Raw genomic sequence first — 19,850 nt, 5'->3', positions numbered from 1 at the left:
GCGAGCAGAATCGCGGGCACCCGTCCGCTCGCGTCGATCGAGCCGGTCTGCAGCACTCGCGACTCGACATCAACCGCGTACTTCTCGCTCCAGGTCGACAGGGTTGCGGTGAGTTCCCCGTACGTCTGCTCCCAGGCTCCGTCTCCGAACACCTGGAATGCGGCGTCGTCCGCGGTGAGCGGGCGAATGCGGTCGGTGTAATTGATCGCACGCGCGGGTTGTGCGACCGCAGCGTCGAGTGTTTCCGGCGTGATCGTCACGACAGAGTCCGGAATCTCTCCGGCCTGCCCGACTGCAATCGCTGCCCCGGTCTTGACAATTGCCCAGCACGCCACTACTTCGCCTGCTCCCGATACGCCGGAGAGGCTCACGGAGTCTCCTGGACCGACGCCACCATCGATGAGCAGACGCGCAAGCTGCGAGGAACGTGAATCGACTGCGGCATAGTCGATTTCCTCGTCGCCGACCACAACGGCGGGAGCTTCGGGGTCAGCCTCGACTGTCGACGCCAGCAGTTGGGGCAGGAGGGCCGCGCTCGATCCACTCGGAGCGCTGGACTGAACTGCAGCGCCGAGAGCCTCGTCTTTCTCTGCTGCGGTGAGCAATTCGATGTCGCCGACCGGCCTCGACGGGTTGTCGGTGACCTGTTCGAGTACGCGAACAAACCGCTCCACGAACGATTCGACGGTTCCCTGGTCGAACAGATCAGTCGAGTAGATCCAGACGCCGGAGAGTCCGTATCCGTCCGCGGCGCTACTGAGCGTCAGTTGCATGTCGAACTTCGTGGTCGCCACAGGTGAATCGACTCCGCTGATCGTCAAGTCCGGCAGCGAGAACTCGGCTCCGCCAGCGGGTTCCAGCGACAAGATGATCTGGAAGAGTCCGTCGGCCGAGGCACCCAGCGCTTCGGACACTTCTTCGAACGGGAGGTCGGACTTCCCGAAGGCCTCCAGATCCACGTCGCGCACGGCAACTACCAGATCGTCGAAACTTGCTGCAGTATCTACCTGAGTCCGCAAGGCGAGCGTGTTCACGAACATTCCGACCAGATCGTCGAGCGCACGCTCCCCTCGCCCACCTACGGCGGTACCGATCGCAAAGTCATTGGTTGCCCCGACGCGAGCAACCAATACGGCCAGTGCGGCGTGCAATGCCATGAAGGCAGTCGCATTCCGTTCGCGGGCGATCTCTACCAACCGGGCGTGGATCTGCTCACTCACGGTGAACTCGACGGCACCCGCTGCCGGTGACACCGCACTCGGACGTGGGCGATCCGTCGGAAGTCCGGCCATCGAGGGAAGCGAAGCAAGCTTGCCCCGCCAGTACTCGAGTTGAGCGGCAGCGACACTACCGACCTCGTCGGCCGTGCCCACGACGTCACGCTGCCACAGCGCGAAGTCCGCGTACTGCACGGTCAACGGACTCCATCCGGGAATGCTGCCTCTGGTCCGGGCTTCGTACGCGACCATCATGTCGCGCGCCAACGGCGCCATCGACTCACCGTCGGCGGCAATGTGGTGTGCAACAAGCGCAAAGACGTACTCGCCGGTCCCGCAGTGCAGAAGTTCCATCCGCACAGGTACTTCTGTGGAGACGTCGAAGCCCGTCGACATCACAGCGGCGACGCGCGAGTACAACTCGGATGCGTCCGCAACGGCAACGACGGCGCACTGCGGCGCCTCGTCGACGTCGAGAATCCGTTGTGTTGGTCCGTTGTCGTCTGCCGGATAGAACGTCCGGAGCGACTCGTGCCGATCGGTGACATCGCGCAGAGCTGCCCGCAATGCGTCGACGTCGAGGTCGCCGGTCAACCGCAGCGCCATCGGAATGTTGTACGTCCCTGCGGCCATGTCCATCTGGTTGACAAGCCACATCCGCTGCTGCGCCAGTGACAGTGGCAACCGGTCCGGGCGTTCGGCGGCTTCGAGCGACTTTCGTCGACCCGACCCTACCGATGCCGCAATGGCCAGGGCCAGTGCTTCAACTGTCGTGGCGTCGAACAGCATCCGAACCGGAACGGTGGTATCGAGCGCCTGACCGAGACGGGCCGCGAGCCGCGTCGCGATTAGCGAGTTTCCGCCGAGTGCAAAGAAATCGTCGTCGAGTCCGACTCGGTCTACGCCGAGAAGATCGGCAAAAACAACTGCAACTGCCTTCTCGACAACGGTGAGCGGTTCGCGGTACTGCGCCGTGTCGAACACCGGGTCGGGCAGGCTCCGACGGTCGATCTTTCCGTTCGCGTTGAGCGGCACCGAGTCCAGGACGATGAACGCCGACGGAACCATGTACTCCGGTAGACGCTGCGCTACAGCGTCCCGCAGGATTTCCGGAACGATCACAGCGCCTGGGACGCCAACGACATAGGCAACCAACCGGTCGCCCACCGCCGAATCAGCGTGGACTGTGACGACGGCGGTCCCGACGGAATCCACAGCGTTCAAGGCAGATTCGATCTCACCGAGCTCGATGCGTAAACCGCGGATCTTGACCTGGAAGTCCGTGCGCCCGATGTACTCGAGCTCACCGGCCGTGTTGCGGCGCACGAGGTCGCCGGTTCGATACATGCGCTCGCCGGCCGCCCCGAAGGGGTTGGCAACAAACCGTTCTGCCGTCAGGTCGTACCGGTTGCCGTAACCACGACCGACTCCGATACCACCGACGTACAGCTCGCCGACAACTCCGGACGGAACAAGACCCAATCGTGAATCCAGCACGTAGAGATCGATGTTCGGCACCGGTGAGCCGATCGGAACACCGAGTGTGTCCGCTACCGTCGCCTGTTGGAACGACACCACATCCGACGCTTCGGTGGGACCGTAGCTGTTCACGATTCGAACTCCGCGCGAAAGCAGGTGCCCCAGACGGCTGACCTGTATCGGCTCTCCGCCGAGGAACACCACCTCGAGGCTTGCCAGCGCGTCGTCTTCGTCGGAATCGATCAGAGCGTCGAAAGCACTGGGTGACATGTTTGCCGTCGTGACTCGCTCGTCTGCGATGACACGAAGGATCTCACTCGGGTCGAAGCCGGCGGGTGCGAGGTGCACACTTCCACCACTCGTCAGTGGTCCCCACACGTTCTTCTGCGTGAGGTCGAAACTCGGTGACGACGCCACTGCAACCCCGGCGCGTGCCGGCAGCGAAGAGTTATACCACGCAACGGTATTCGCTATACCTGCCATCGGAACGACGGTCGGCTTCGGTCGCCCGGTCGAACCGGACGTCGAAATGACGTAGCCGACTCGGGCATCCGCGCCGTCCTCACTCCAACGATCGACCCAACCCGGTGCGTCGGCAGCGACCACATGCTCGTCACCGATCAGCACCACTGGGAGATCGAGGTCGGGCGTCTCGATCGCCACCACACACCGTGCCGCGATATCGGCGAGCAGTACGCTCACCCGTTCTTCCGGAAGAGCAGGGTCGATCGGAAGATAGCCGGCACCGGCTTTCCACACGGCCACCATCGCTACGACCCACTGCCAGGACCTCGGCAGGATCAAGCCGACAACGTCGTCCGGACGGACGCCGGCGACGACGAGTTGAGCGGCCGCGACCGAGGACAGTGCATCGAGGTCCCCGTAGGACAATTCGACATCACCGGCCACCACTGCGCACGCCGACGGATCAGTGTCGACGTACTGCGCGAACAACGTCATCGGTGACGCGTCGAGCCGGCCATCGTTACTGCCCCGTGACCAGTCGAGAATCTGTGCGTGTTCGGATGTTTCGATGATATCGATATCTCCGACCACCTGCGCCGAGTCAACTACTGCAGCATTAAGAACGCGGAGGAATCGGTTCGCGAGGGATGCGATTGTCGACTCGTCGAACAGGTCGGTCGCGTATGTGAACTGGGCGGTCAGTCCTCCGTTGCCAGACGACTCGGACTCGATCAAGGTCAGTTGCAGATCGACCTTTGCCAGCAGGTCCGGCAACGCGAAGTCTGCAACGTCCAGATCCTGCAACTGCAGAACCGATCGCTGCAGGTTCTGGAACGCCAGACCGACCTGGAACAACGCATGCCTGGCCTGAGATCGCTCGGGGTTGAGAATCTCGACGAGCCGTTCGAAGGGGACGTCCGCGTGCGAGAACGCGCCGAGATCCGATTCCCGCACATGTCTGACCAAGTCTGCGAACGACGATTCGGGGTCGACCTCGGCGCGAAGCACCAGGGTATTGACGAACATACCGATCAGATCGTCGAGAGCACGTTCACCACGGCCGGCGGCCGGGGTACCGATCACGATGTCCGATGTCCCGGACAACCTCGCGAGCACGACCGCCAGGGCGCTGTGCACCACCATGAAGAGCGATGCATTGACCTCACGGGCCACTCGATCGAGACCCGCACGGAGCTCGGCATCGATCGAGAAATCGTATCCCGCTCCGCGGTGCGATTCGATGCGCGGCCGCGGACGATCCGTCGGCAGATCCAACTGGTCCGGAATGCCGGCCAAGCGTTCCTGCCAGTACGTGACCTGCTCGGAGATAACCGATTCGGGGTCGTCTTCGCTGCCGAGGATCTGGCGTTGCCACAACGCAAAGTCGGCGTACTGCACCGGCAATGGTTGCCACTGCGGCGACTGCCCTTGCGACCGTGCAACATACGCGGAGACGAAGTCGCGGATCAGCGGGCCCATCGAGAAGCCGTCACCGCTGATGTGATGGATCACAAAAACGAGGACGTACTCGGACTGGCTCAAATCGAACAATTGCGCTCGAACCGACGCCTCGTGGGTGACGTCGAATCCGGGAAGGATCACGCCTGCAACCCGATCGATGACAACGGATTCGTGAATGCGAACCGGCGTCAGATCCGGAACCATCCGGTCCACATCCACCAACTGCTGATAGCCGACGCCGTCGATCTCGGGATACACCGTTCGCAAAATCTCATGACGTTCGAACACGTCCACCAGCGCAGCCTGCATCGCCGCAATGTCCAGCTCTCCGGTCAGCCTGATGGCCACCGGGATGTTGTCCACACCCGAGGACGCGTCGAACCGGTTGAGGAACCACATGCGTTGCTGCGCAATCGACAACGGAACACGATCCGGTCGTTCCTGCGCCACCAGCGGCGGGCGGGCGCCCTTACCGGATTGCGAGTCGATAAGCGAGGCAAAGGATTCCACACTGGACGCGTCGAACAGCAGGCGAACAGGAACCGTCGTGTCGAGCGCCTCGCCGAGTCGCGCAACGACCTGAGTCGCGATGAGCGAGTTGCCGCCGAGCGAGAAGAAATCATCGTCGAGGCCAACCTGCTCGATGCCGAGCAGGTCGGAGAAAATCCGCGCGACCGCAAGCTCCGCCACGCTCCGTGGCTCACGGAAGGCAGCGATCTGAGCAACAGGATCGGGCAACTGCTTTCGATCCAGCTTGCCGGACGTGCCCAGCGGGAATGCCTCGAGCACAACGTGCGCCGTCGGGACCATGTAACCGGGCAGTCGTGCGGCCAGTGCTGTCTCGACCGATGCCCAGTCCACTACCGCGCCGGCGTGTCCCACAACGTAGGCAACCAATTGTTCGTTGCGCACTGCCACCGCAGCCGACGCAACGGACGGCTGATCGCGCAATGCTGCCTCGATCTCGCCCAGTTCGATCCGCAATCCGCGGAGTTTGACCTGGAAGTCGGTCCGCCCGATGTATTCGATCTCACCAACGCTGGAAACATCCCCCCTCGCTCCGCTCGACCGTTTCCACCGCGCCAGGTCACCCGTGCGATACAGCCGACTGCCGGAAGGTCCGTACGGATCTGCGACAAAACGATCTGCCGTGAGGTCCGGCCGACCGACGTAGCCGCGCGCCAACTGGATTCCCGCCAGGTACAGCTCACCCGAGACACCCACCGGCACCGGGCGCAGACGCGAATCCAACACCAGGACACGAGTGTTCCAGACCGGCGATCCGATCGGGACGATCTCGGAATCCGATGGCGTGACCTCGTGGAATGTGACGTCGACTGCCGCTTCGGTAGGCCCGTACAGATTGTGCAGTCGAGCCTGCGGAAGGAGTGTGCACAGTTCCTGCGCAACCTGCGGTGGCAGCGCTTCGCCCGAGGCAAATACCCGACGCAGAGCATCCGCTCCGCGAACTGCGGGTTCTGCGACAAACAGTTCGAGCATCGAGGGCACGAAGTGGACAGTGGTGACGCCGTGTTCCGCGATGGCAGCTGCGAGGTATGCCGGTTCCCGGTGTCCGTCCACTGCAGCAACGATCAACCGAGCGCCAACCTGCAACGGCCAGAAGAACTCCCACACCGACACGTCGAACGTGAAAGGCGTCTTCTGCAACACAACGTCATCGCCGGTCAGCCCGTACTCGGCCTGCATCCACACCAGACGATTCACGATCGCCCGATGCGAAACCGCAACACCCTTCGGCTTACCGGTCGAACCGGAAGTAAAGATCACGTACGCCGTGTTGTCCGGCCGCAGCGGTGCCAGGCGATCGGCATCGGAGATCGCAGCGTCCGAGTGAGCGGACAGGTCGATCGTGTCGACCTGAACAACCGGGCAAACCGACGTCTCGAATTGGTCCAGCGAGGTCGTGAGGACACAGATCGGAGCCGCGGTCGAAAGAACGTACTCGTTACGTTCGGTCGGCTGATTCGGATCGATCGGAACGTACGCGCCGCCGCCTTCACTATCGCGTACATCGCGACAAGCAGGTCGAGCGATCGTCGCATCGACAATCCCACCATGGCATCGGGACCGACACCGATCGAGATCAAATGGCGTGCAAGACGATTGATCCGGGCGTCGAATTCCGCGTATGTCAGCGTCGTAGCGTCGAACGTGATTGCCGGCGCATCCGGTGTTGCCGACACCTGGGCGTCGAAGAGATCTACCAGGGTGGAGTCGGGAACACGACGCTCGGTCGAGTTCCATTCGACGAGCACCCGCTGACGCTCGTCGGCACTCGATACGTCGATGTCGCCGATGACAGCAGAAGTATCATCCGCCAGGGCGCGCAGAATCGTGACGTAACGCTGCGCAAACAGTTGCACGGTTGCTGCGTCGAAAAGGTCTGTTGCATAGTTGAACTGCGCAAGAAGGCCGCCCTGTGGCGCCTCGCTCACCGTCAGCTGGAGATCGAACTTCGCGACGGGCGATTCGATGTCCACGGCGGACACCGCAACACCGTTCATCGCTGCCGACTCCGGACTAGAGCCACCGAGGTTCTGCATTGTCAGCATGACCTGGAACAGCGGGTTCCGGGCCTGTGACCGTTCGGGGTTGATGATCTCGACAAGGCTCTCGAACGGGACGTCCGCGTGATCGAATGCGCCGAGATCGGTTTCACGGGCGCGGTGGATCAGGTCGGCGACCGTCGACGCCGGATCGATATCGGTTCGCAGTACCAACGTGTTGACGAACATTCCGATGACGTTGTCGAGCACTTGCTCACCGCGTCCGGCAACGGGAGTGCCGATCACGATGTCGGTGGAACTCGACAGCTTTGCGAGCAGCAGCGCAAGCGCAGAATGCACAACCATGAACAGCGAGGCGTTCGATGCCTGGGCGACCGCGTTCAAGCGCTCGAGCAAATCCGCATCAACGGAGAAGTCGTGGTAGGCACCCTGATTGGTTGCAATTCGGGGCCGCGGACGATCCGTCGGCAACTCGAGTTGATCCGGAACACCGGCCAATTGTGTTCGCCAATAGTCGAACTGCCCGGAAATCACCGAGTCCGGATCGCTCTCGCTGCCCAGGACTTCGCGTTGCCACAAAGCAAAATCGGCAAACTGCACCGGAAGTGGTTCCCACTGCGGCGCCGCTCCGGCCGATCGCGCACCGTATGCCGCGACGACGTCCCGAACCAACGGAAGCATCGAGAATCCGTCACCACTGATGTGATGGACGACAAATACGAGAACGAACTCGGAATCGGTGATCCGCAAGAGCGAAACGCGAATGGGCACTTCGGTGGTCACGTCGAACCCGGGCGCCACCACAGCGGCGACCTGAGCCACCACATCATCGGCGTCCACGTCGATCGGGGCAAGATTGATCAGACGAGCGGGTTCGAGAACCTGCTGGTAACCGACGCCGTCGATCTCGGGGTAAATAGTTCGCAAGCTCTCGTGACGACGCACCAGATCGTCGAGAGCGTCCTGGAGCGCGTCGACATCGAGTGTCCCGGTCAGCCGAAGTGCGGCTGGGATGTTGTCGACATTCGATCCCGGTTCGAAGCGGTTCAGGAACCACATGCGTTGCTGCGCGAGCGAGAGCGGCACACGCTCCGACCGGACCTGCGCGGTGAGCGGAGGCCGCGCTGCCGTGGTGGTTCCCGCATCGATACGGGCAGCAAGTGCCCCGACGGTCGGTGCGTCGAACAGGGTCCGCACACCGACGGTGGTGTCGAGCCTCTGTCCCAGCCGCGCAACAACCTGAGTCGCCATGAGGGAGTTACCCCCCAGGGCAAAGAAATTGTCACCCAATCCCACCTTCTCGACTGCCAGAAGGTCCGAGAAGACCTGAGCCACAGCAATTTCGGCACCCGTGACCGGCGCCTGGAACTCGGCACTACGAGCCACTGGATCCGGCAACTGCGCACGGTCGAGCTTGCCCGAGGAGCCCAGTGGGAAGCTGTCGAGCACCACATGAGAGGCCGGAATCATGTATGCGGGCAACCGCTGCGACAACGCATCGGCGATATCGTCCCAGTCGAGGCTGACGCCCGCTGCCGGCGTCAGATACGCCACCAACTGGTCGCTGCGAACCAGTACTACCGCCGCGGATACCGCGGGGTGATCGCGTAGAGCCGATTCGATTTCACCGAGTTCGATGCGCAGTCCGCGCAGCTTGACCTGGAAATCCGTTCGACCGATGTACTCAATCTCACCAAAACTGTTCCACCGCACCAGGTCACCCGTGCGATAAAGCCGCTGCCCGTTACCGGAGAAAGGATCCGCGACAAACCGGTCGGCGCTCAGATCGGGCCGCGCCAGGTAGCCGCGTGCAAGCTGGACACCGGCGAGGTACAACTCCCCCGCAACTCCGACCGGCACCGGATGCAACCGCGAGTCGAGCACCAGCGCCCGGGTGTTCCACACCGGCGCACCGATCGGCACACTTGCGACGTCGGATTCGGTGACCTCGTGGTACGTCACGTCGACCGCGGCCTCGGTCGGACCGTACAGGTTATGCAAGCGCGCAGCGGGAAGAACCGTCCGCAGCGTTGACGCCACCTGTGGTGTCAACGCCTCACCGGAGGCGAACACCCGGGTCAAAGAAGTACACGCCGCCACCGAGGGTTCTCCGACAAACACGTCGAGCATCGACGGCACAAAGTGCGCGGTGGTGACGCCGTACTCCGAAATGGCGGACGCGAGGTAGGCGGGGTCACGGTGTCCGTCCGGCTCGGCAACAGCCAACCGGGCACCAACCTGCAACGGCCAGAAGAACTCCCACACCGACACGTCGAACGTGAACGGGGTCTTCTGCAACACCACATCATCGCCGGTCAGCCCGTACTCCGCCTGCATCCACACCAAACGATTCACGATCGCCCGATGCGAAACCGCAACACCCTTCGGCTTACCGGTCGAACCGGAAGTAAAGATCACGTACGCCGTGTTGTCCTGCCGCAGCGGCGCCAGCCGATCGGTATCGACAAGCGCTGCGTCCGAGAACTGGGAAGTATCCAGCGAATCCAACGAGACAACCGTGGTGCTCGCTGTGAAACCGTCACGATCGGTGGTCAGCACGCACACCGGTCCGGCCGTCCCCAGAACGTACTCGTTGCGATCGGCGGGCTGATCGGGATCGACCGGCAGATAGGCCCCGCCTGCTTCGATCACCGCGTACATCGCGACAACCAAGTCGATGGACCGCCTGATTGCCAAGCCCACCAAGGTGTCAGGTCCGACGCCCATCGTCACCAGCATCCGGGCGAGTCGATGCACACGCGCCGAGAAATCGCGATAGGTCAGCAGCTCGTCCTCGTAGACGAGTGCCGTGGCGTCCGGAGTCCGATGCGCTTGTTCGACAAACATGTCGACCAGTGTCTTCTCCGGCACCTCATGGCCGGTCGCATTCCAGGTGCCGATCACCAATTCGCGCTCGTCGACGGTGAGCAGGTCGATGTCACCGACCACGATGGCCGGATCTTCCGCGACGACGCCGAGGAGCGCCGCCAACCGTGAGGCAACAGAATCGATGGTCGACGGATCGAAAAGATCTGTGGCGTAATCGATCATGATCGACAGCCCGCCGTGCTCGGGGTCTTCCCAGACGGTGAACTGGAGGTCGAACTTGGCCACCGCGGATTCGAGTTCGACGCCCGTGACCGTCAACCCGCCGATATCGGTAGCGCCGTGTTCACTCTGGCCGAGGTTCTGAAACGCCAGCATGACCTGGAAGAGAGGGTTGTGCGCCTGGGAGCGGGCGGGATCGAGGACCTCGACAAGGCGCTCGAACGGAACGTCCGTATGGCCGAAGGCATCAAGATCGGTCGCGCGAGCGGCTTTCAGCACGTCCGCGAACGAACTCGCGGAGTCGATCTCGGTGCGCAGGACCAGAGTGTTGACGAACATTCCGATCACATCGTCGAGAGCGCGATCGCCACGACCTGCGACCGGCGTACCGATCGCGATATCCGATGTAGCGGACAACCGGGCAAGCAGGACGGCAATGGCGCTGTGCAGCACCATGAAGACCGAAGCCTTGTGTTGCTGCGCCAACGATTCGAGCCGGACGAGCAAGTTCTTCTCGATCGAGAACTGGTGCGACGCACCACGGTTGGTTGCTACAGCAGGGCGCGGGCGGTCTGTCGGAAGTTCGAGCAGTTCCGGCATCCCTGCCAACTGATGCGTCCAGTAGTCGATCTGCCGCGAAATCAACGATTCCGGGTCGCTCTCGTCACCGAGAACCGACCGCTGCCACAGCGTGAAGTCCGCGTACTGGACCCCCAAAGGAGCAAAATCGGGCGCTGAACCCTGCGATCGAGCTGCGTACGCACTCACAACGTCGCGGACCAACGGCCCCATCGAGAAACCGTCGCCACTGATGTGGTGAACCACAAAGACGAGGACGTATTCCGAGTCTGCGACCTGGAACAGGCTGGCCCGCAAGGGAACCTGCGTCGTGACGTCGAAGCCCTCGGTGACAACGGCAGTGACACGGCCGATCAGGTCGGATTCCGGGACTACAACCGGTGTCACGTCCAGCACGACGTCCGACGCGGCGAGAACCTGTTGGTATCCGACACCGTCGATTTCGGGGTAGACGGTGCGCAGGCTCTCATGGCGCTCGACCAGATCGGTGATAGCGGCGCGTAGTGCCTCGACGTCGAGGGCGCCGGTCAGCCGGAGTGCCACTGGAATGTGATCGACGGCTGACGTGGAATCGAACCGATTGAGGAACCACATGCGCTGCTGTGCCAGCGACAGCGGTATCTGTGCCGGACGCTCTCGAGCAACCAGCGGAGCTCTGGTACCGCCACCGGCAGAATCGACTACCAGAGAGGCTAATTCGGATACGGTCGGAGCATCGAAGAAAGCTCGCATGTCGAGTTCCACGCCGAGTTCGGCGTTGGCGCGTGCCACGACCCGGGTTGCGAGGAGCGAGTTACCACCGAGGTCGAAGAATCCGTCGTCGATGCCGAGATCGTCGCGGCCGAGCAAGTCGGCAAAGATCGCGACCAACGTCTTCTCGACCGGGGTGCTCGGTGCGCGGTATTCGACAACCTGCGCTGTGAACTCGGGCGCGGGCAGAGCCTTGCGGTCCAGCTTGCCGCTGGCGTTGAGCGGAAATGCCTCGAGTTCGACAAACAGCGACGGGACCATGTAGTCCGGCAGGCGCCCGCCCAATTCATCTGCAAGAGCGTCGGTGTCGAGTAAAACACCTAGCGCGGGAACCACGTACGCCACGAGGTTGTCACCAAGAGTCGCGTCGGAATGGACGAGAACAGCCGCCTGCGCGATTGCAGCGTTGTCGAGAAGTGCGGATTCGATCTCGCCGAGTTCGATGCGCAGCCCGCGCAGTTTCACCTGAAAGTCGGTGCGGCCGATGTACTCGAGGAGTCGCTGAGCACCAAGCCCGCGCCAGCGAACGAGGTCGCCGGTCCGGTACATACGAGCACCGGCCTCGGTGGGATGCGCAACAAACCGATCGGCCGAGAGATCAGGACGGGCGACATAGCCGCGCGCCAATTGGACACCGGCAAGGTACAACTCGCCGGGGACTCCGGGAGGAACCGCCCGCAGGGCGTCGTCGAGCACCAGTAGTTCGGTGCCGGCTACCGCGCGCCCGATCGGAACGGCCACCTCGTCCTGTTCGCCGGTGGCGTAGTAGGTGACGTCGACGGCAGCTTCGGTCGGACCGTAAAGATTGTGCAGCGCAGCCGAACTGACGTCGCGCAGACGCGCCGCCGTCTGCGCCGGAAGCGCTTCGCCGGACGCAAAAACGTAACGGAGAGTGGTGATCTCGGAAACCGTGGGTTCGGCTACAAAGACAGCCAGCATCGACGGCACGAAGTGAACGACCGTGACGCCGTACTCGATCATGGTGCGGGCGACATACGCGGGATCACGATGTCCGTCCGGCTCCGCGATGACAAGCGATGCACCGATCTGCAACGGCCAGAAGAACTCCCACACCGACACGTCGAACGTGAAGGGTGTCTTCTGAAAGATTACATCCGCGGCGGTGAAGGCGTACTCGTCCTGGCGCCACGCGAGGTTGGCGACGATCGCACCGTGGGCAACCCCGACGCCCTTGGGGCGCCCGGTGGAGCCGGAGGTGAAGATGACGTACGCGAGGTTGTCAGCGCGCAGCGGTGAGCGCCGGTCGGTATCGGCGAGCGGCTCGGCGGAATGAACCGACACATCGGTCGTATCCATCTCGAGGACGGAAACACCATCCGGGAGGGTCAGCTCGTCAGTGGACACCGTCAGCACCAGGACCGGCGCCGCGACATCGAGGACGTAGGCCACGCGTTCGGCTGGATGATCGGGATCGAGTGGCACATACGCGCCGCCCGCCTTCACGATCGCGTACATCGCCACCAGCAGTTCCACGGACCGCCGGATACCGAGACCGACCAGTGTGTCCGGCCCGACCCCACGTCGGACCAGTTCGCGGGCGAGCTGATTGGCGCGGCCGTCGAATTCGGCATACGTCAGCGACGTGTCGCCGAACCGGAGTGCGATCGCGTCCGGGGTTCGCGACACCTGCTCGTCGAACAGACTCACCAGGGTTGTCTCGACAACGGTCGGCTCGTCGACGGCAACCACAGACGTGGCATCGGCAATCAAGGCGTCCACGACGCCACCGAGTCCGCCGTCTTGGGATGCGATCAGCTCAGGTAACACGGTGGAGATGACAACGGGGACGAGCGCGTCGGCCCCCAACGCGCCGCCCATCGCTGCGTCGAGGGTTGTGAGCTCGCTGTGTAGACGTTCGTAGCTGATATCCGTATCGCCGTGGGCAAGTGCGCGCCGGCCCGGTTCCACCTCGGCAACCGCTGCGATCAGTCTCGGGAGATCCTCGATCGTCAGCGACTGTGGTCCAGGTATTCCGACGGACATCTAGGCTTCCTCCAACTGACTGCGCACGAGCCGACAACAGCACGAACTGACAACACACGGCGGCACCGGTAAGGCACAGTGTGTGCCGTCCCGATGCCGCCCACTGGGCAAATACTGCATATTACCCGTCGATACGGTCACCCTTTTCCGCGCTCGCCTGCGCATCCGCAATCAAAGAGCTCACCAACGAGGCAATTCCGTCAGCACCGAGCGCCGGGAGAATTCCCGGAACCAGGCCGGTCAGAGACACGGAGATCAAGGCATCCGCACCCAGCGCGGCACCCATCGTCGCTCTCATCAGCGCCAACTTCTCGGCCAGCTGTGTGAAGGTCACCACGGTGTCGCCGTGTGTGAAGGCAACCGCCGTCGGATCTGCTGCGGCGGCCGCTGCTGCGAGGTCCGGAAGATCGGCGGCAGTCTTCGGCTCGGCGGCCTCGATCAGCGCGCGTTCGAAGTCCGTCACGATGTCGATGGTCCGCAGAACCACCGTCGGATCTGCGGCAACGGCGTCGACCACGGCCCGCAACCTGGCTGCGAACAGTTCCATGGTCGCGGCGTCGTACAGATCGGTTGCGTAGGTGAACCGCATCCGGATATCGGACAACGCTCCGCGCTCGTCGAACTCCTCGATACCGGTGAGCTGCAGGTCGAACATCGCCGAGTCGAATCCGTCATCGACCGCCGACAGTTCGAGCCCCGGCAGCGCAAACGTGCCAAGTGCCATGTTCTGGAACGTGAGCATCACCTGGAACAGCGGTGAGTACGCCTGTGAGCGCTCACGCCCGATCTGCTCGACCAGACGCTCGAAGGGCACATCCGCATGTCCGAACGCCGCGAGGTCCTTCTCCTTCACCTGCTGCAGCAGGTCCACAAACGTGGTTGCCGGTTTCACCTGCGTGCGCAACACCAGCGTGTTGACGAACATACCGACCAGGTCATCGAGGACTCGCTCACCACGGCCCGCCACCGGTGTACCGATCGCGATGTCGTTCGAGCCGCTGAGCTTGGACAGCAGCACCGAGAACGCGGCGTGCACGACCATGAACACGGTCGAGTTCTGCTCGCGCGCGATTTCCGCAATTCGACGCGTGGAGTCGGTGCCGAGTGTGAACAGGAAGTCCGCACCCTTCATCGACTGCGTCGGTGGGCGAGGACGGTCCGTCGGCAGTTCCAGAAGTTCGGGAATGCCGGCGAGTTCCTGCGTCCAGTAGGCAAGCTGCGTCGACAGCTCGCTGTCCGGATCGTCCTCGGAACCCAGTACGTCGCGCTGCCACAACGTGTAGTCCGCGTACTGGACTTCGAGCGGACTCCATTCGGGTGCCGCTCCCCCGGTACGCGCCGTGTACGCGATCATCGTGTCCCTGATCATCGGAGCCATCGAGAAGGCGTCGCCGCTGATGTGGTGGACCACCACGATCAGGACATGCTCGGTGGGCGTGATCTGGAACAGGCGAACGCGCAGCGGAACACCGGCAGTGACGTCGAAGCCCTGACCGACAACCTTCGCGACCTCGGCCCCAATCGTGTCTTCGCCGACATACAGCACGGCCATGTCGACAACGGCTGCCGACTTCGACTGAATCGACTGCGTCGGGCCGTCCCCGAGATCGGGATAGAACGTCCGCAGGATCTCGTGGCGAGCAACAAGGTCGGAGACGGCCGACTGCAATGCTGCGACGTCGAGATCGCCGGACATCCGGATCGCGACCGGGATGTTGTACGCGGCAGACCTGCGATCGATCTGGTTGAGAACCCACATCCGCTGCTGAGCGAGAGACAACGGAATCTGCGACGGTCGTTCCTGCGCCACCAACTGTGCCCGCGAACCGGAACCGGCATGTTCGAGCACCCGCGACGCCAGCAGTCCGACAGTCGACGCTTCGAAGATGATCCGCACCGGAATCTGGGCGTCAAGTGCCTGCCCCAAGCGTGCGACGACCTGTGTGGCGATCAGCGAGTTTCCGCCGAGATCGAAGAAGTCGTCGTCCAACCCGACTCGTGGAACGCCCAGGACTTCGGCAAACACCGACGCCACGATCTCCTCCACCGGGTTGCTCGGGGCACGGAATTCCGTTGCCTCGAATTCGGGTTCCGGCAGCGCCTTTCGATCGATCTTGCCGTTGATGTTGAGCGGCAATTCGCTCAGCACCATCAACGCCGACGGCACCATGTAACTCGGCAACTCGCGGACGAGCTCCGCCTTCACGCTGTCGACGTCGACGGTGGCCCCGGCCTGCGGAACGAGGTACCCGACCAGTCGATCCCCCAGTCGAGGATCGGTTTTCGCGACGACAACCGCGGCGTCCACGGACTCAGCAGCTCTGATAACAGCTTCGATCTCACCGAGTTCGATGCGGTAGCCACGGATCTTCACCTGGAAGTCGGCACGATCGACGTACTCGAGTTCACCGCCACTGCGCCAGACAACGAGGTCGCCGGTGCGGTACAGACGTGAGCCCGGTTCTCCGAAGGTGTTGGCGACAAAGCGTTCCGACGTCAGGTCGGCGCGGCCGTGATAACCGCGAGCCAACTGGGTTCCGGCCAGGTACAGCTCACCGGTGACTCCGACCGGGACCGGATGCAGTCGCTCGTCGAGCACGTAGACCTGCGTATTCCATTCCGGGGCACCGATCGAGACCGACGAGGTGTCGCTCTCGTCCACATCGTGCGCCGTCACTGACACCGCAGCCTCAGTCGGACCGTACAGATTGACCAGTGCCGCATCGGACACCTTGCGGAACTCTGCCGCCGTTGCCGCGGGCAAGGCCTCACCGATGGCAAGGACACGCTCGAGCGACTGCGGAAGAGTGCCGTCTGCTGCGGCCGTCAGCATCGAGAGCATGGACGGCACCGCGTGCAGCGTCGTCACCTTCTCCTGGGCGATGAGCGCCAGCATGTACTCGGCGTCCTTGTGGCCGTCCGGGTCGGCGATGACCAGGCGGGACCCGGATGTCAACGCGGACCAGAACTCCCAGACCGAGAGGTCGAATGTTGCTGCGGTCTTGAGCAACATTGCGTCGGTCTGGTCGAGACCGTAGCGATCACGCTTCCACAGAAGCTGATTGACGATCGCGGCGTGGGACAGCGCCACACCCTTCGGCTTGCCGGTCGATCCCGACGTGAAGATCACGTACGCGGTATTCGCCGAACGAAGCGGTGCGATCCGCTCGTCGCCGTGTACAGGCGCTCCGGAGACGCCCGACAGATCGAGGGTGTCGATGACCAGAACGTTGTCGATCCCCGTGAGCGACGGTGCGTCGTCCTCGGTACTGAGCACGCACACCGGAGCGGCCATCTCGAGGACATAACCGGTTCGATCGGCCGGATGATCCGGATCGATCGGAACGTAACCGCCGCCTGCCTTGGCAACGGCATACATGCCGATCACCAGATCGATGGAGCGTCGCATTCCCAACGCCACCAACGATTCCGGACCGACACCCAGTTCGATCAGGTGGCGGGCGAGCCGGTTGACCTTGTTGTCGAACTCCGCGTACGTCAGCGATTCGAGTCCGTGCACCAACGCAACGGAATCACCGTGCGCGGCAACCTGCTGATCGAACAGATCGACCAGGGTCGCCTCGGAGTCGAGTACATGCTCCGTTGCATTCCATTCCTGCAGAACCTGATTCGACTCATGCGGATCGAGCACGTCGATGTCGCCGACCACGATCGACGGATCGGCAACAACCGCGGCCAGAACGGTGTTGAACCGATCAGCAAAGGACTGGACTGTCGACTCGTCAAAAAGGTCATGGGCGTAGCTGAATACAGCCGAGATGCCCGAGGCAACACCACGCTCGTCGTAGTTGTCACCGACGATCAACTGCAGATCGAACTGGGCAACACCGTTGTCGATCTCCAGGCCCTTCACCGTGAGACCAGGCAGTTCCAGGCTTGCCTGTTCCATGTTCTGGAAGAGGAAGCCCACCTGGTAGAGCGGGTGGCGAGCAGTCGAACGGGCGGGATTGAGAACCTCGACCAGTCGCTCGAACGGAACGTCGGCATGCGCGAATGCCTGCAGATCGTTCTCTCGCACGCGGGCAAGCAGTTCCGTGAAGCTGTCTGCGCCGTCGACGTGTGTCCGGAACACCAGGGTATTGACGAACATGCCGATCAGGTCGTCGAGCGCACGCTCACCACGACCGGCGATCGGGGTGCCCACCGCGATGTCGTCGGTACCGGACAAGCGCGCCAGCAGGACCGCAAACGCTGCGTGCGTGACCATGAACAAGGTGGTTCCGTGCTCACGGGCCAGCGCCGACAGACCCTGATGCACTGCTGCGTCGATCTCGAACTGAAGGTAGCCACCGCGGTACGACTGCGCGGCGGGACGCAGACGGTCCGTCGGCAGGTCCAGCTGGTCCGGCAGCCCGGCCAAAGCCTGGCTCCAGTAGGCGATCTGCTCGGACGACACGGATTCCGGGTCGTCCTCGCTGCCCAGCACCTCGCGCTGCCACAGGCTGTAATCGGCGTACTGCACGTCCAGCGGAGCCCAACCCGGCGCCGTTCCCTGCGCCCGTGCCGCGTAGGCCATGACGAGGTCGCGGGCGAACGGAGTAGTCGAGGAGCCGTCCGCGGCGATGTGGTGCACCACGACGGCGAGAACGTACTCGTTCTCGGCTACCTGGAACAACCGAATCCGCAGCGGGATTTCGGCCGTCACGTCGAACCTCGTCGACGCCAATTCGACCAGCTTGCCGACAATCTCGGCTTCCGTGACGCTTTCGACGTCCAATTGCACCGGCGTATGTCCTACCGGTTCGATGACCTGGACCGGTCCCGAATCGGTTTCCGGATACACAGTGCGCAGGGTTTCGTGACGGGCAACGACGTCGCCGATAGCCGCACGCATCGCCCTCAGATCGAGTTCGCCGCTCAGTCGCAGAGCAAACGGCATGTTGTAGGCACCGGCGGAGCCGTCGAACCGGTTGAGGAACCACATACGTTGCTGCGCAAGAGAAAGCGGAATCTCTTCCGGACGATCCTGAGCTGTCAGCGCAAGGCGGCTTCCTTCGCCGACGTGCGATTCGAGACGTGCGGCGAGTTCCTGAACGGTGGACGCTTCGAACAGAAGGCGAACCGGTACGGCCGTCTCGAGTTCTTCGGCGATCCGCATGACAACCCGAGTCGCGATGAGGGAGTTGCCACCCAACTCGAAGAAATCATCATCCAACCCCACCCGATCAACACCCAACACACCCACAAACGCCGACGCCACCACCAACTCCACCGACGACACCGGAGCCCGAAACACCCGAGCCTCGAACACCGGCTCCGGCAACAACGCCCGATCCAACTTCCCCGACGAATTAAGTGGGAACGCATCCAACACCACCACAGCAGCCGGAACCATATAACCCGGAACCCGCTCCCCCACAAACCCCCGCAACACCGACACATCCACAACACTGCCCACAGCCGGCACCACATACCCCACCAACTGATCACCCGTCGCCGACCCACGCACCACCACCGCAGCCGACAACACTGACGAATGCGACACCAACGCCGCCTCGATCTCCCCCAACTCGATCCGCTGACCCCGGAACTTCACCTGAAAATCAGTACGACCGATGTACTCCAGATCCCCCTCAGACGACCACCTCACAAGGTCACCCGTCCGATACATCCGCTCCCCACCCACACCGAACGGCGACGCCACAAACCGATCCGCACTCAAATCCGGACGACCCACATACCCCCGAGCCAACTGCACACCCGACAAATACAACTCACCCGCAACACCCACCGCAACCGGCCGAAGGCGCGAATCCAACACAAACACCCGGCAATTCCACTCCGGCACACCAATCGACACCACAGACCCCGACCCAGCACCCGTCACATCCGCAAACGTAAACGACACCGCAGCCTCAGTCGGACCATACAAATTATGCAACCGCGCCGACGACACCAACCCGAACTCACGCACCGCCTCCACCGGCAACGCCTCACCGATCACCAACACATCACGCAACGAACCCAACAACCCCGGATCCACCAACGACGAAAACGTCGACAACATCGTCGGCACAAAATCCGTCACCGACACACCCTGCTCGTCAATCACCGACGCCAAATACCCCGGATCCCGATGACCATCAGCCGACGCCAACACCAACACCGCACCCACCCGCAACGGCATGAAAAAACCCCACAACGACACATCGAACGTCGTCGCCGTCTTCTGCAAATACACATCCGCAGCCGACAAAACATACTCGCCCTGCATGAACTCGAGCTGATTCACAATCGCCGCATGCGAGACCGCCACACCCTTCGGACGACCCGTCGACCCCGACGTGAAAATCACATA

General features: G+C 62.7%; 1 protein-coding gene and 1 pseudogene (1 of these 2 cut by a window edge). Both read right to left on the bottom strand.

Annotated features, from left to right (window positions below; all coding sequences use genetic code 11):
- Positions 1-497 precede the first annotated feature (497 nt).
- A pseudogene (locus RG2_RS32210) lies at positions 498-13,531 on the bottom strand (amino acid adenylation domain-containing protein); the annotation flags it as partial.
- A 121-nt stretch (positions 13,532-13,652) separates the two neighbouring features.
- Positions 13,653-19,850, bottom strand: partial view of a non-ribosomal peptide synthase/polyketide synthase gene (locus RG2_RS04605; RefSeq protein ID WP_165826267.1) — the 3' end only. The gene runs 22,407 nt beyond the window's last position; only the last 6,198 of its 28,605 coding nucleotides appear in the window; its start codon lies off the right edge, out of view; the stop codon is at positions 13,653-13,655.

The sequence above is a fragment of the Rhodococcus globerulus NBRC 14531 genome, from assembly GCF_001894805.1.
GTDB lineage: Bacteria > Actinomycetota > Actinomycetes > Mycobacteriales > Mycobacteriaceae > Rhodococcus_F > Rhodococcus_F globerula.
Note: the sequence above shows the minus strand (reverse complement) of the source record. Positions and strands in the feature narration are given on the sequence as shown.